This window comes from Yersinia aleksiciae, from assembly GCF_001047675.1.
Lineage (GTDB): Bacteria > Pseudomonadota > Gammaproteobacteria > Enterobacterales > Enterobacteriaceae > Yersinia > Yersinia aleksiciae.
Genome location: NZ_CP011975.1, coordinates 608,663 through 623,895 on the forward strand (window position 1 = coordinate 608,663; position 15,233 = coordinate 623,895).

Consider the following 15,233-nt stretch of genomic DNA (forward strand, 5'->3'; position numbering starts at 1 on the left):
CCGCGTCATCCCTGGCGCGGACGCTTTACTCTTCCGCCTGTCCTCACCGTTCCCGATCGAGTCATCCAAGTTTGTCAATAACCTCGACGCGCCCTCCCCACTGCCTCACCCAATTGCCACACCGCCATTGCATAATGGGTGCTGTGGTTGTAACGGGTAATGGTGTAGAAGTTAGGTAAACCGTACCAATATTGATAACCGGTGCCGACATCAAGGCGCAACAAGCTCGCTTCCTGATAATCGCCCAGTGGCGCAGTAGGACTCAGCCCAGCCGCAGACAGGGTTGATAGCGGATATTGGGTCTTAAAGCCATTATCGAGATTGGGCGCTTGGCCGTTAGCCGGCACCGCAACTGCCGCCCCTTTCGTCCAGCCGTGAGATTTGAAGTAGTTGGCAACACTGCCAATCGCATCCTCTGGGTCCCACAAATTGATATGACCGTTACCATTAAAATCAACTGCATAGCTCTTAAATGACGATGGCATAAATTGGCCGTAACCCATCGCGCCCGCGTAAGAACCCCGTAAGCTGAGCGGATCATTACCCTCAGCACGCGCCATCAGTAAGAAGGTTTCCAGCTCGCCAGTGAAGTACTCGGCGCGGCGCGGATAGGCAAAGGAGAGTGTCGCCAACGCATCGATAATGCGGGTCTTGCCCATCACCCGACCCCAGCGGGTTTCAACGCCGATGATACCGACAATAATCTCTGGCGGTACTCCGTAGGCCTCATAAGCGCGTTGCAGCGCCGCTTCATGCTGATTCCAGAAATTTACGCCGTTTTGCACATTATCCGGCGTAATAAATTGGTTGCGATAACGGTTCCAGGCCCCATTTGGCCCAGAAGGGCGACCTGAAGTGGGCGCTTGCTTATCCATCAGGCGGATAACAAAATCCAGTTTTTTAGTTTGCGCTAATACATCATGCAGTTGCTCGCGTTCAAAACCATGCTCGCGCACCATTTTGTCAACAAAACGGGCAGTGTCCGCGTTATAAGCAAAATCACCGTTTTGCAGATGCCCCTGATGTTCCGGTTCAAGTAAAAAACCACTCTGAATCAAGCCATCAGGTGGCGTGGCAGTCGCGGGAGGCGTCGGCTTGCTACTACAGGCAGAGAGCAACGTGAGTAAGGGAAGAATAACAGCCAAGTAGCGCATCGAATATCCATGAACCATGCAAAAAAGTGATAGCTATGTTAAGTCATTGTCTGTTGCGAACAAACAGGTAAATGCGGAATAAGCCGTTAATACGAAGGGGGTGAAGGCTTATCCACACAGAAAATAGCGTTGAAAATGAAACATCTTGTAGCATATATTGCGAATGATTTTCACTATCATTGCTAATTTCTTTCTATACAATCGTCTTGCTTTGCCACTATCAGATAATCTCGTTTTCTTCTCTGGCCTTTTAAAAGGATGTCGCTATGAAGTTACGTTTCCCCACTCTCGGCTCTGTCGCTCTGTTGTCCACTTCAATACTGGCTTCCTCAATGATGTTGGCGTTTTCAGCTAATGCAACATCAACTGATGAAGGTATCGTGATTTATAACGCGCAACATGAAAATCTGGTGAAATCCTGGGTTGACGGCTTCACCAAGGATACTGGCATCAAAGTTACCCTGCGTAATGGCGGGGATAGCGAGTTAGGTAATCAGCTGGTTCAGGAAGGTAGTGCATCGCCAGCGGATGTTTTCCTAACCGAGAACTCACCCGCCATGGTGCTGGTCGATAATGCAAAACTGTTCGCGCCACTGGATGCGGCAACACAAGCTCAAGTTGCTAAAGAGTATCGCCCTGAACATGGCCGCTGGACCGGTATTGCCGCGCGTAGCACCGTGTTTGTCTATAACCCTGAAAAGATCAGCGAAGCCGAATTGCCTAAATCCATTATGGATCTGGCGAAACCAGAGTGGAAAGGCCGTTGGGCAGCGTCACCCTCTGGTGCAGATTTCCAGGCCATTGTCAGTGCTATGCTGGAATTAAAAGGCGAGAAAGCCACGTTAGAGTGGCTAAAAGCCATGAAAACCAACTTTACTGCCTATAAAGGTAATAGCACCGTCATGAAAGCGGTGAATGCAGGTCAAATCGATGGCGGGGTTATCTATCACTACTACCGCTTTGTTGATCAGGCTAAAACGGGTGAAAACAGCGGCAAAACTAAGCTGCATTACTTCAAAAATGAAGATCCAGGCGCATTTGTGAGCATCTCTGGTGGTGGCGTATTAGCGTCCAGCAAACACCAGAAACAAGCGCAAGAGTTCGTCAAATGGATCACCAGCAAATCAGGTCAGGATATCCTGCGCACCAACGATGCCTTTGAATATGCCGTTGGCGTTGATGCCGCTTCAAATCCTAAATTGGTGCCGCTGAAAGATCTGCAAGCACCCAAAGTCGAACCTTCCAAGCTGAATAGCAAAAAAGTGGTTGAGTTGATGACAGAAGCCGGTCTGCTGTAATAGGGTCCATCTGCTGATAGACTGCGTTTTTAGCCCGTCGAGTCTCGAACCCGGCGGGCATTTAACACACTGAGTGCCTTGACGAGTATGGCCAATATAAGTACCGATAATGTTGTACCGCTTTCACTGAATAAGGCAACACCACGGCAGTATAGCCGCCGTCCAGGTTCTGGGATCGTCGCTATCGCGATTATGCTTTCGCTGCTCTCCCTGCTGCCGTTGGGGTTTGTTATCGGTATTGCCATTGATACAGGCTGGACAACAGTCAAAGCTCTCGTTTTTCGCCCTCGAGTGGGTGAATTACTGGTCAACACCGCGCTACTGGTGGTTTTCACCTTACCCCTTTGCGCCATTATTGGCGTCGCACTGGCGTGGCTGACCGAACGCACGGCTCTCCCCGGCAGGCGGATTTGGTCACTGCTGGCTATTGCTCCGTTGGCAGTACCGGCGTTTGTGCAAAGTTATGCATGGATTAGTCTGGTGCCCTCCATGCACGGGCTTGGCGCTGGGGTGTTTATCTCTGTCATCGCCTATTTTCCCTTTATCTACCTGCCCGCATCCGCGGTATTACGCCGTCTCGATCCTGGCCTTGAAGACGCCGCCGCCTCACTGGGCAGCCCCCCCACCGCGGTATTTTTTCGCGTGGTACTACCACAACTAAAATTAGCCATTTGGGGCGGTTCGATACTGATTGCACTGCATTTATTAGCGGAATATGGGCTGTATGCCATGATCCGCTTCGATACCTTTACCACCGCCATTTTTGACCAGTTCCAGTCCACCTTTAATGGCCCAGCGGCCAATATGCTGGCCGGAGTGCTGGCACTATGTTGTTTGGGGTTACTGTTAATCGAAGCCACCAGCCGTGGCTATAACCGCTACGCGCGAGTCGGCTCCGGTAGCGCAAGAAGCCAAACCGCCTACGTGATGGGCGCGCCCCTCACCCTACTGTGTCTGCTCTTGCCGCTGGTACTGACTGCCCTCTCGCTGGGCGTGCCCTTTATCACCCTCGCCCGTTGGCTCTATATTGGTGGCATTGATGCGTGGCTGAACCCTGAATTGCTCCCTGCATTAAAACAGACGCTGGCATTAGCACTGAGTGGTGCGGTGATCATCACACTCTGCGCCGTGCCGATGGCATGGTTATCAGTGCGCTACCCAGGCCGTTTGCATCGGCTAATGGAGGGCTGTAATTATGTCACCAGTTCCCTGCCGGGTATCGTGGTCGCACTGGCACTGGTCACTATTACTATCCGGATTGCACGCCCGTTGTATCAAACCGAATTCACTATTTTGCTGGCCTATTTATTAATGTTTACGCCGCGCGCATTGATCAGTTTGCGGGCTGGGATTGCACAAGCGCCAGTTGAATTAGAAAACGTAGCGCGTAGCTTAGGTAAAACGCCGACCCAAGCAATCTGGAGCACGACCATGCGCCTCGCCGCACCGGGGGCTGCCGCCGGAGCGGCATTGGTGTTCCTCGCCATCTCCAATGAGCTGACCGCCACGCTATTACTGGCCCCCAATGGGACTCGCACCTTAGCAACGGGTTTCTGGGCATTGACTAGCGAAATCGATTATGTTGCCGCATCACCTTATGCACTGCTGATGGTGGCGCTTTCCCTGCCGCTAACCTGGCTTCTTTATTCTCAATCTCAACGTACGGCAGGATTATGAGCACGCTTGAACTTCAGCACATCGGGAAGTCTTACCAATCGGTTACCGTGTTAGAAAGCATAGACTTACAGGTTACAGCGGGCAGTCGTACCGCCATTGTCGGCCCTTCTGGTTCAGGCAAAACCACACTGCTACGCATCATTGCCGGTTTTGAAACGCCAGATCACGGCAAAGTGATCCTGCAAGGGAATCCGGTCTTCGACAGTGCCACTCAAGTCCCGGCGCATAAAAGAGGCATCGGTTTTGTGCCGCAAGATGGCGCGCTGTTCCCACACTTCACTGTGGCGGGTAACATTGGTTATGGGCTAAAAGGCACCAAGCAGGAAAAAGCCCGCCGAATTGATGAATTGATGGAGATGGTCGCGCTAGACCGCAGATTGTCCCAACTTTGGCCCCATGAGATCTCTGGTGGGCAACAGCAGCGGGTGGCACTCGCCAGAGCACTCGCACAGCGTCCAGTGCTGATGTTGCTGGATGAGCCATTTTCCGCGCTGGATACCGCATTACGCGCCTCAACCCGCAAGGCGGTCGCCGAACTATTGGCACAGGCGAACATCGCCTCTATTTTAGTGACCCACGACCAAACTGAAGCGCTGTCATTTGCGGATCAGGTCGCGGTTATGCGCGCAGGCAAACTGGCTCATGTGGGCCCGCCACAAGAGCTTTACCTTCGCCCTATTGATGAACCAACAGCGACTTTTCTGGGTGAAACACTGATTCTTTCTGCCAAGATCGCCACCGGATGGGCCGATTGCGCATTGGGTCGGGTCAAAGTTGACGACGCGGAACGTCATGGTCTGACCCGCATTATGTTGCGCCCCGAGCAAATTACCATTACCCCATTGCCCGCCGATCATCACTACCCGACTCATTGTCTGGCGAAGATTATCAATATTGATTTTGCCGGTTTTATCTCAACACTGACACTATTTATCGTCGGTAGTGAAGAGAGTGTTGAGATTAAAACCATCAGCCGAGAAGGCATGAGCATCGGTTTAATGGTTGACCTAACGATTATTGGTCAGGCGCATGTCTTTAGTGATTAAAAGTGCTGATTAAAGTGCCCACTCACCTGCTGACGGAAGAGGATCAGTCAGCAGGTTGCAGTTGATGCCGCAACTGCCGGTATTCCAGCAAGGTCAACACAATCACCACCGCATCCAGAAGGGTTATCAGAATCAGCAGTGGCGAGTGGGTAAAGGTATAGCGATAGAGTTGATAAACAATAAATAAGCTAAAAATCCCGATAGCCATGGGGTAATAACCCAGTTTCTTGCGCCATAATCCAATAATGATCCACAGCTTAATCACGCCATGAGCCAGCAGATAAAAAGCAGCGAAATGTAAACTGCTGATGGAGAGACTCTGCGCAGCATGCAGTAAATAATTGGCCACCACATCTCCACGGTCTTCGATAAACTCAACTTGCGTAATGCGATGCAGCAAATTCAGTAAAAACTGCGGCGTGATAAAATAGGTTAAAATACCGGCTACGATCTCCAAGGTCGCCAGTATGGCTTTTAGCAGCAGACTGAGCTCAAAAACAGCATGGATATTCTTCTCCCCGAAGAGATTATTACGATCAAATCGGTTTCTCATATTCAACATCGCGCTGATTCCCTGGGTGGTAATACAATGAAGCGTACTGATAGAGAATAGCAGTTTACGCGAGGCTGGTTAAAGCACCACGTCATTGACATATAACCTGCAGGTGACCAGTCCTGATATAGGTTGACAATTTTCAGCCTTATAACGTCCAGTAACAATCCAACCAAGATTAAACTGACATGTTAATACTCTGTTGCAAGTGGCTATTGATAAAAATCGTGACGCAGATCTCCTCTTCCTTAGAAAATTCATCAATGCCTTATTTTACTGTGGCTAATATCACCAGCAATAATCAGCGCCAATTTATTAAGACTTTTCTCAAGATAATGAAGGTAAATTAAATAAACACCCCAAGTGACAATATATTCATTCTATTTGAGATTGATTCTTTATAACAAAGTTTTACCGCCTTAAACATATTGATTTTATGTATAGGGATAGTTAACACTTCGCAGTAAATTATTAATAATCTTCGACATGCTCACATAAATTAGCTCCGAACTTTCATTATTCTGCCTAAATTGATTTATATCATATGAAAGTAACAAATTATTTCCTAGTGTGAGATATGACAGTTTTATTCTGATTTTTTCATTTTCGTCAAGATAATGTCTTCCGCAAAGGTAATGTCGATGAATAACAATAAAAGAGCACTCACCGGCTCACTCAGTCGCCGTGAATTTATTCAAACATCCGCCGTAGTGACTGGGGCTGCGGCAATTGCTGGTTCCATCACTCTCCCTTTTTCAGCCCGGGCCGCGCCAGAACAGCCCGTAGTGGCTGCTGAGGAAACCATTAAATACAGCGCTTGTCTGGTCAACTGCGGTAGCCGTTGCCCACTGAAAGTACACGTCAAAAATGGCGAAATTATTAAAATTTCTAATGAAGCAATTTATGATGATTCCACCTTTGGTGAGCATCAGATTCGCCCCTGTTTACGTGGTCGTTCCGTCAGATGGAAAACATATAATCCAGATCGAGTGAAATATCCGATGCTACGCGTTGGTAAGCGCGGTGAAGGTAAATTCAAACGTATCAGTTGGGATGAAGCCACCACTATTGTGGCGGATAATCTGAAAAAGACCATTGCACAATATGGTAATGAAGCGATTTATTACCAATATGGTTCCGGTTCTACTGGCGCTAATTTGCAGGGACGTAATGCCTGCAAAAGAATGCTGAGTTTACTCGGTGGTTTTCTTGATCAGCACGGCACCTATTCCACCGCCCAAATAAATACGGTGATGCCCTATATCTATGGTAATGCCGACGAAACCTTGCTGGATGAAATTAAAAATTCAGATTTAGTGGTCATGTTTGGTCATAACCTGGCAGAGACGCGGATGTCAGGCGGTGGTCAATATATTGAAACAGTCCATGCGCTAGGAAAAAGCAAAGCCAAAGTCATTATTATCGATCCCCGGATGACCGACAGCGTGACTACCCTTAATGCGGAATGGATACCCATATTCCCCGGCACTGATGCTGCACTGGTCGCTGCATTGGGATATGTAATGATCAAAGAAAATCTGACCGACGAGAATTTCTTGAAAGAGTATTGTGTTGGCTGGGATGCCACAACATTGCCCGACTCCGCCCCCGCCAATGGTTCTTATAAAGATTACATTTTAGGAAACGGCATCGACGGAGTGGAAAAAACACCGGAGTGGGCCAGTGAAATAACCGGTATTGCTCCAGTGCGCATTATCCAATTGGCCCGAGAGCTAGGAAATGCCCGTGCAGCTTGGATCTCACAGGGTTGGGGCATTCAGCGTAGCGCCAACGGCGAGCAGGCCGCCCGCTCAATTATGATGTTACCACTGATGACCGGAAATATTGGTCGGGCGGGAACCAATACTGGCGCTTGGGGTGGAAACGTGAAATATCCGGTGCCGGGATTTAGTATTCCAAATCCGGTCAAGACCGCCATCCCCTGTTTTATGTGGACAGATGCCATTTTCCGTGGCACCGAAATGACGGCGCAAAATGCCCACGTGAAGAATAAAGACCAACTCGATACCAATATTAAGTTTATGTGGAACTACGCCAGTAATGTTATTGGGAATCAGCACTCTGATCTGAATAGGACCCATCGCATTTTGCAAGATGAGTCGCTGTGCGAGTTTATTTTGGTGTGGGAAAACCACATGACCAACTCGGCCAAATATGCCGATCTACTCTTACCGGATGTCACCTCCGTTGAATCAAATGATCTGATAGACAACTCCTACGCCAGTGGCGCTTATCACTATGTGACACGGCTACAAAATGCTATCGAGCCGCTATGGGAGTGTCGCCCGTCATATGATGTGTTAGCCGAAATCGCCACTAAATTGGGAATAGGTGATGCCTTTACCGAGGGCCATACCCAGCAAGAATGGATTGAGATCAGCTATAACAAAATGCGTGAGAAAAACCCGGCACTGCCCCCCTTCGAGCAGACCCAGGATCTGGGCATTATCGACCGTATTTATGCTGACAGTAGCCAATATATCGCGTTAAAAGAGTTTCGTGATGACCCGCTAAATCACCCGTTGAAAACTCCCTCAGGCAAAATTGAGATCTACTCTGAGGCACTGGCAACGCTGGAAAAGGAGTGGCAACTGTTGCCGGGTGATCGCATTACCGCCGTTGCAGAATATTGCCCGACGTTTGAAGGCGTCAGTGATGTCGAAACCCTAAAAACCTACCCGTTACAGATGACGGGTTTCCACATCAAAGGCCATACCCACTCATCCTATTACAACGTGGCCATGCTACGAGAAGCCGTACCGCATCAGTTTTGGATGAACCCGATTGATGCGCAGGCGCGGGGCATTCAACAAGGCGAAATGGTTGAAATCTTTAACAGCCGTGGCCGTATCCGCATCGCCGTCAAAATCACCGAAAGGGTATTGCCAGGGGTGATCAGTGTGCCACAGGGAGCATGGCGCAATCTCAACAAGGAGGGCATCGACGTGGGCGGTTGTATCAATACCTTAACCACGCTGCGGCCTTCGCCACTGGCGAAAGGTAATCCGCAACATACCAACCTCGTTGATGTAAAACGCGCATAAGGATTTGAATAATGAAGCAATATGGTTTTTTTGTTGATTCCACCAAATGTACGGGCTGTAAGACTTGCCAGATTAGCTGCAAGGATGAGAAACACCTGGATCTTGGGCCGAAGCTGCGTCGGGTGTACGAATATGGCGGTGGCAGTTGGACGCAGCAAGGCAATATTTGGGTACAAAATGTCTTCAACTACTATCTGTCTATTGCCTGCAATCACTGCTCGTCCCCCACCTGTGTGACGGGCTGCCCAACCGGCGCAATGCATAAACGTGAAGAGGACGGTTTGGTGGTGGTGAATCAGGATCTCTGCGTCGGCTGCCGCTATTGCGAGATGCGCTGCCCTTATGGCGCGCCGCAATTTGATGCGAAGACAAAATTGATGACCAAATGTGATGGCTGCTATCAGCGGGTTGCCGAAGGGCATAAACCTGTTTGTGTCGAATCTTGCCCGCAACGTGCGCTGGATTTCGATGAAATCACGGTATTAAGAGATAAATATGGTGAAGAGAATGCCATTGCGCCACTACCACACGCGCATCTGACACAGCCCAATCTGGTCATCAGAAGTCATCGTGATGCTAAGCCATCCGGTGATACATCGGGCCGCATCCAAAATCCGGCGGAGGTATAAAATGCATGAATTACCCTTGGTGTTTTTCACCGTGTTAGGGCAAACCGCTGTTGGGTTGTTTGCACTGGTGCTACTGAGCAACAAACTCGGTATGACGACACCTCAACAGCTCAAACAAGCCAATATTGTTGGCCTGATTCTGGTGATTGTGGGCCTGATCGTCGGCACACTGCATGTTGGGCAACCCCTGCGCGCTGGCAATATGTTACTGGGCGTAGGCCGTTCGCCAATGAGCAATGAGATAGTGCTCAGCGGCCTGTTTGTTGCCATGGCGTGTGGCACGGTATTTTTCTCCGTCATCGTAAAAAATGCGGTACTAGCCACTCTGTGCAATGTGGCAACCGTGCTTTTCGGGCTGGCCTTTGCCTGGTCAATTACCCAAGTTTATCAGCTGACAACTGTGCCTAATTGGGATACCTCGTATACCTCGCTGCAACTGTGGATGACCGTGCTAGTGGGCGGTGGCGCATTTGCCATGTTGACGGGTGCGCGTCAGTTGGGGGCATCAGCCCTGCTAATCGGAGCCATTGTGATACTGGTGAATAAGCCCGGTTACCTCAGCTTCCTCGGCCAAAGTGCCGTGGAACTCAGCAGCCAGCAAGCATGGCTCTGGGCCGTTCAAATCCTGCTGCTGACATTAGGTATTTTTGTGGCCGCCGCCGCATTGCTGAAAGATAAGATCCCACGAGCAACACTGGCGGTCAGTGCCTCGGCACTGGTTATCGGTGAATTGGCCGGGCGCATTGCATTTTATAATCTCTGGCAAGTACCGATGTAACCTAATATTTTGATTTTGTTGATTTAAATATAACTCATTGATTAGCCATAATAGATTGTGGCTAATCAATACTAAGATAATCGGGCCTGAAGAGAGCATATTTTGACGTTAATCACGACCACTCTGCCACGTATTTTAGGCGCACTTTTTTACTATCCACCACAGTCCGCGACAGTACAGCGCCTCTGGCCGTTACTACCTCAAATCGCCGAGATCTTCCCGTGGCCAAATTCGGCTAAAATTGCACAATATTGCCAACAAATCCCCGCCATCACCCCCGAAAAACTGGAATATGACTTCTCGATTCTGTTTGAGGGACAAGGTGAGATGCCCGCCCCACCTTGGGGTTCAGTTTATTTGGATAAAGAAAATATGCTGATGGGAGCCAGCACACTGCAATATCGTGAATTTCTGTCCAGATTAGGACTGACAAGCCAGAGTGCCATCCGCGAACCGGAGGATCAATTTGGTTTGATGCTACTGGCTTGGGTGCATTTGGTGGAGCAGGATTCCACTCAGCAGCAACCTGGTGAGGCGGCGATGGCGCTACTCTCCGAGCATTTACTGCCTTGGGCCTATCGCTATCTTGAGTTGGTCCAAAATGCCCAGACCGAATATCAGGTCTATCCAATGTTGGCAAAAATCGGCGAGTGCTACCTGAAAACCCTGCAAACTGAATTGGGCCTGCATCCTCAGCTCCATGAGTTGTATCGGTAATAAAGAAAAATCCATGAACAGAGACGAGCGCTACTACAAAGCTTATATGGAGAGCCGGGTTATCAGCCGTCGGGGGCTATTTCGTGGCTTATTAAAGGGAGCCGTTGGCGACTCATCACCAACACCACCTGCAGCCACTCTCTATCCCGCCATAATAAACCCGTGCCAGAATACCTATATTTATTGTGATAGTTGTGCCGATTATTGTGAAAAACAAGCGCTTCTCTGGCAACCCCACCAGCCCCCCACTCTCGTTTATGAGCTGTGCAATGGGTGCGGCGAATGTGCTTTTAGGTGCCCAGCAATGGCGTTGGAGATGGCGTTAACTCGAGGGAAAGTCAGGGATTAAATCAAATATGGCTGGGGGAATAACAAATGCCCCCGCAACTTCAGGGGCATGGGCATTAAAGAGAGTTACTGAGCATCTTTACCGTAATTCGGTGAACGCGGGCCATACAGAATACCGTTAGGCGTTCCTGCGGTCAGCATACGGGTGCTGGTAACACCGGCAATATCATGGCTGCGATCAGTCAGTGTATTACTGATTTGTGTGACCGCCGCTTGCACCAACATGCCGATGACGCCACCAGAAGAGTTATCGCCTTCATTGCTGGATGCCGTAGCACTGCCACTCCACAACAATTTGCCGGTTCTCAAATCCACTAGTTTGGCATTTGCCGTGACACGAGTATCACTGGTGATAACCTGATAAGAGGTGCCATATTGCACCACGGTGATGTACAGCACTGCATCTGCGCCAAAGATTTTATGCAGTTTGGCAGGGCTGGCAGCACTGATGTCGCCCGCATTCGTCATGCCATTTTGCTTAAATGTCTCTTCCACGACGGCAACTGGCAGCACGTAATAGCCCGCTTCAGACAGTGGGTAAGTGACCTGAGACAACATGCCATGACTGGCAGCCACTTCTGGCGATTGGTTCTGTGGCAGCAAGACCAAAATACTCTTTGGTTTGCTTTGCTTAAATGCAGAATAGTCTTGCTGTACCGGCTTGGCACAGCCAGTCAGTAACAGCGCCATCATGACAGCGCATATTGCGAAAATAGATTTCATTTAAATGCCCCTTTATCCTTGCTCATCAAGAAATCCATAAACGGAGCAGACTCAGGGAATGCCGTTTTCTCGGTATTGAATTCAGCCATCGCTAAATCTGTATGCCCAGTATTGCCATACAGCATGCCCAGATGAGCATGTAAGCCCGGAGGAACTGGCATATTTTTCGCGCGTGACTTTTCAATATTCTCTTTTAAAGCAGCAATCTGCTGTTCAGGGCTGGCATCCGACTTATAGTAATCATAAATCGTTGCTTGATAATTATCCCAGTTGTAAATAGGTTTCGGTGCCGTGGCGCAGCCTGCCAATACAGCGGCGGCCAGCAGCAGAGAGATCTTTTGCACTAATTTCATATTGCGGTATCCATACTCATAGTTAGGAATTAATTCGCCGTTAACCGTTATTTCGTCGGTTGCCATGCACCAGATTCAATGCCAGCAACCAGATTGTTGACCGCTTCACGGATAGCCAAATCCAGCACCTTGCCATTCAAAGTTGAGTCATAGCTTGCTGTCCCACCAAAACCGATCACTTCGCGGTTGGATAGTTCATACTCGCCAGCACCCTGTGATGAGAACACCACTTCTGAGGTCTTCACATTGACGATATTCAGATTAACTTTGGCATAGGCAATCTGAGATTTACCCCGACCCAAAATGCCAAATAGCTGACGATCGCCCGTCTCTTTACGGCCAAACTCGGTCACATCGCCGGTCACGACATAGGTCGCGCCTTTCAATTGCTGACTTTGCCCTGAAATGGCCGCTTCTGTTTTCAGCTCTTCCATATTGGTGCGCTCTAATACGTTAAAGCGACCCGTTTGTTGTAAGTGCGTCACCAGAATGGTTTTTGACTGGTTCCCTAAGCGATCGACGCCATCGGAGAATATTCCGCTCATATAGCTTGAACGGTTGTCAAATTTACCCACAGAAATAGGGCTGCGTGGGCCGTTATATTGCGTGCCGTAAGAGGCAACTTTTGCCACTTCTAACGAACGCGAGGATTCAGACGCGCATCCACTTAATAAGAACGCGGTTATTAAAGTGCAAGCGACAAGTATTTTTTTCATCATAAAGAAATATTCTCAATAAAAGATTGAACGCCATAACTGGAAGAAGTAAATAGTGATAATTTAACTTAAGCTAAAACAACGGCTCATTTGATAAATATAGGCGAGTAATAATAACTAATGATTATTATTGATAAGTGCACGTACATTTATCATTGATTTAAAAAGGATTTAAGCGGACGGATAATAACAGATGTAAAATAAATATTGAAATATTAAACCCAATCTATTTACCAAAATTTAACTTAAGGCTTAAAAAAAGCATTTTGTTTAAGGGACATTTAGTTTGTCACTAATAATCATCGCAGTTGTATGACCCGTGGTTGTTTATAATTCGTTATAATAAATGTTATTTGTTCGTTATGGCACACCTAAAAAGAAACGATAATAAAAGTCAGAATAATCATTTTCTACCCACCGTGATAACCCCCCTCATTTGGTTAAATGCGTTAAATAGGTAACCCAGACTGGCTGATGTCAGTACAATGTCACTACTTTGAATACCCCTTCCTCCACAGGAGTGACACCGTGTTCCACTACCCAGCCAGTTATACCTTTGATGAAGCCAGCGGCGAATACCATATTCAGTATCGCGACTTCCCTGAATTGGCCTCCGTGACCTACTCCCTGGAAGATATTGAACTGGAAGCACAGGATGGCATTAAGAATGGCATCGCCGCAGAGATGGAAGAGCGTCGCCCTGTCCCTACCCCCTCAGCACTACAACCCGGTGATATCTCTGTCCACGTGCCAATTTTAGTGCGACTGAAAGCTGAACTGCACAATGCCATGCTCGCCACTCATACCCGTAAAGCGGATCTGGCTCGCAAGCTCGGTTTGAATGCGGCGCAGATGGATCGCCTGTTGGATGTCTATTACGCCTCCAAAGTTGAAGCCTTGGAGCAAGCCCTTTACTTGCTGGGCTTCGAAGCCGATGTGATGGTCCGAAAAATTAGCTGATGGGCTTAACACTCGGTCAATGGGCTTGAAATTCAATCAAGAAAGTAACAAATTGTTATTTAGCGACAATTTAAAAAAACGTTAATAGCTTCACACTTCAATACATTGGCTAACAACATTTGCTGTTTATATGCAGATTTGTGATCTAATGCATAAAATTACAGTATTGTAAGTTTCTCCTCGTTGGGATTACATTAGCGCGATCCTCTCGTAGACAGTCACTTAGACTGCTACGACAATTCGGATGTATCTCAAGTTGATAGCGGTCTGATTATGATGAAATGGACGCTATTGGTTGGAAGAATTATTCATCCATTTGATACCCAAAGAACGTGGAATTACAGGCAGCCCCTGTAACGCCAAGTAAAAAGGGTAAATTCAGCGCAGCAATTTGGATCGTTACTGGCGAAGTAGCTCCAAGGGGAGTTGTTCAGTGAAATATTTCTTTATGGGTATCTCAATCATGTTGGTGGTTTGGATTGGCACCTTCATGATGATGGTCGAGTAACATTGGCTCAAGCCATCCACCCTCTGACATCGTATAAAGGGCGCATTCGCGCCCTTTATCATTTTTAGCACTTTGAATCATTTGCCTGGCATCATTCTGCGCAATGTATCATCACGGCGAATATAATGATGATAAAGTGCCGCCAAAACGTGAATCCCAATGACAAAATAACCCAAATTGGCGATTAGCTCGTGAGCCTGCTTAAGGTAAGATCGCGCTTCATCATTGGGTGTTACCCACTGCGGTACCTGCCAGCCCAGTAAGAACCAGGTTTTCCCGCCGTAGGCTTGCGCCAGCACGCCCAGTATCGGCAAGGATAAGAACATCAGATACAGCCCCCAATGCAAAATATGAGCCCCTAAGAGTTGCCAATCTGGTAATTTCGGGGTGATAGCGGGTATCACATTTCGATGGCGCAACCAGAGCCGAATCAGCATCAGTAGCCAGACAGAGATACCAAAATTGAAATGCAGGTTTTTCACTAATGTCCGATCTTCATCAGGTACGCTGTCACTGAGCAACATTGCCGCATAGGTCAAAATCAGCATCAATAACGTTAGCCAATGCAGGGTTATCTGGGGTAACGAATAGCGATCTCTCATAGCCGCCCACTCCAATAAGTCACAACAAATTGATTCATCAATGATTAGTATGGTGTATTACAGCTGAAGAGAACATTAAGGCGTTACATATATGATGTTGAAGGGG

The 15,233-nt window shown here is 48.2% G+C and carries 16 protein-coding genes; 10 read left to right on the forward strand and 6 right to left on the reverse strand.

Going from position 1 to position 15,233, the window contains the following annotated elements:
- Positions 1-74: 74 nt before the first annotated feature.
- The gene (gene mltB, locus ACZ76_RS02945) at positions 75-1,154 is read right to left on the reverse strand and encodes a lytic murein transglycosylase B (protein ID WP_048616671.1); all 1,080 of its coding nucleotides are present in this window, start codon (positions 1,152-1,154) and stop codon (positions 75-77) included.
- A 266-nt stretch (positions 1,155-1,420) separates the two neighbouring features.
- On the opposite strand from mltB, the gene ACZ76_RS02950 reads away from it, so the two are divergent.
- The 3 genes from ACZ76_RS02950 to ACZ76_RS02960 all read left to right on the forward strand — a co-directional run bounded on the left by ACZ76_RS02950 (position 1,421) and on the right by ACZ76_RS02960 (position 5,175).
- A complete protein-coding gene (locus tag ACZ76_RS02950; RefSeq protein ID WP_048616673.1) occupies positions 1,421-2,452 on the forward strand; it encodes an iron ABC transporter substrate-binding protein in 1,032 nt (343 codons plus the stop codon).
- An 87-nt stretch (positions 2,453-2,539) separates the two neighbouring features.
- On the forward strand, positions 2,540-4,129 hold the full coding sequence (locus tag ACZ76_RS02955) for an ABC transporter permease (protein ID WP_048616675.1): 1,590 nt from the start codon (positions 2,540-2,542) through the stop codon (positions 4,127-4,129).
- Positions 4,126-5,175 carry an ABC transporter ATP-binding protein gene (locus tag ACZ76_RS02960; RefSeq protein WP_048616677.1) on the forward strand — a complete coding sequence of 350 codons (1,050 nt, stop codon included), beginning with the start codon at positions 4,126-4,128 and terminating at the stop codon, positions 5,173-5,175. Before ACZ76_RS02955 ends, ACZ76_RS02960 begins: the two co-directional genes overlap by 4 nt.
- A gap of 43 nt (positions 5,176-5,218) precedes the next feature.
- On the opposite strand, the gene ACZ76_RS02965 is transcribed toward ACZ76_RS02960, so the two are convergent.
- The gene (locus ACZ76_RS02965; RefSeq protein ID WP_048616679.1) at positions 5,219-5,737 is read right to left on the reverse strand and encodes a DUF2127 domain-containing protein; all 519 of its coding nucleotides are present in this window, start codon (positions 5,735-5,737) and stop codon (positions 5,219-5,221) included.
- 632 nt (positions 5,738-6,369) lie between these two features.
- Between ACZ76_RS02965 and ACZ76_RS02970 the strand changes: the two genes are divergently transcribed.
- From ACZ76_RS02970 to ACZ76_RS18100, 5 genes are all read left to right on the forward strand, one after another.
- Positions 6,370-8,793 carry a DmsA/YnfE/YnfF family dimethyl sulfoxide reductase gene (locus ACZ76_RS02970; RefSeq protein ID WP_048616681.1) on the forward strand — a complete coding sequence of 808 codons (2,424 nt, stop codon included), beginning with the start codon at positions 6,370-6,372 and terminating at the stop codon, positions 8,791-8,793.
- Between the two features lie 11 nt (positions 8,794-8,804).
- Positions 8,805-9,422 carry a DMSO/selenate family reductase complex B subunit gene (locus ACZ76_RS02975; RefSeq protein WP_048616683.1) on the forward strand — a complete coding sequence of 206 codons (618 nt, stop codon included), beginning with the start codon at positions 8,805-8,807 and terminating at the stop codon, positions 9,420-9,422.
- 1 nt (position 9,423) lies between these two features.
- Entirely contained in the window at positions 9,424-10,200 is a 777-nt protein-coding gene (locus tag ACZ76_RS02980) for a dimethyl sulfoxide reductase anchor subunit family protein (protein WP_048616685.1), read from the forward strand.
- A gap of 102 nt (positions 10,201-10,302) precedes the next feature.
- On the forward strand, positions 10,303-10,917 hold the full coding sequence (locus ACZ76_RS02985) for a TorD/DmsD family molecular chaperone (protein WP_048616687.1): 615 nt from the start codon (positions 10,303-10,305) through the stop codon (positions 10,915-10,917).
- 13 nt (positions 10,918-10,930) lie between these two features.
- Complete coding sequence (locus ACZ76_RS18100; protein WP_071840460.1) at positions 10,931-11,266, forward strand: 4Fe-4S binding protein; 336 nt, start codon at positions 10,931-10,933, stop codon at positions 11,264-11,266.
- A gap of 65 nt (positions 11,267-11,331) precedes the next feature.
- On the opposite strand, the gene ACZ76_RS02990 is transcribed toward ACZ76_RS18100, so the two are convergent.
- From ACZ76_RS02990 to ACZ76_RS03000, 3 genes are read right to left on the reverse strand one after another with little or no spacing between them, the layout of a single operon-like run.
- On the reverse strand, positions 11,332-11,988 hold the full coding sequence (locus ACZ76_RS02990; RefSeq protein ID WP_048616689.1) for a DUF799 domain-containing protein: 657 nt from the start codon (positions 11,986-11,988) through the stop codon (positions 11,332-11,334).
- Positions 11,985-12,341, reverse strand: a complete 357-nt coding sequence (locus tag ACZ76_RS02995; protein WP_048620165.1) for a DUF4810 domain-containing protein — start codon at positions 12,339-12,341, stop codon at positions 11,985-11,987. Before ACZ76_RS02995 ends, ACZ76_RS02990 begins: the two co-directional genes overlap by 4 nt.
- Positions 12,342-12,388: 47 nt before the next feature.
- Positions 12,389-13,060, reverse strand: a complete 672-nt coding sequence (locus tag ACZ76_RS03000) for a CsgG/HfaB family protein (protein ID WP_048616691.1) — start codon at positions 13,058-13,060, stop codon at positions 12,389-12,391.
- A gap of 525 nt (positions 13,061-13,585) precedes the next feature.
- On the opposite strand from ACZ76_RS03000, the gene ACZ76_RS03005 reads away from it, so the two are divergent.
- Both ACZ76_RS03005 and ypdK read left to right on the forward strand, forming a co-directional pair.
- A complete protein-coding gene (locus ACZ76_RS03005) occupies positions 13,586-14,017 on the forward strand; it encodes a type II toxin-antitoxin system HicB family antitoxin (RefSeq protein WP_048616693.1) in 432 nt (143 codons plus the stop codon).
- A gap of 433 nt (positions 14,018-14,450) precedes the next feature.
- Positions 14,451-14,525: a membrane protein YpdK gene (ypdK, locus tag ACZ76_RS18950; protein ID WP_099460453.1), complete on the forward strand. Its 75-nt coding sequence runs from the start codon at positions 14,451-14,453 to the stop codon at positions 14,523-14,525.
- 77 nt (positions 14,526-14,602) lie between these two features.
- On the opposite strand, the gene ACZ76_RS03010 is transcribed toward ypdK, so the two are convergent.
- Entirely contained in the window at positions 14,603-15,127 is a 525-nt protein-coding gene (locus ACZ76_RS03010) for a cytochrome b (RefSeq protein ID WP_048616695.1), read from the reverse strand.
- Between the last annotated feature and the right edge of the window lie 106 nt (positions 15,128-15,233).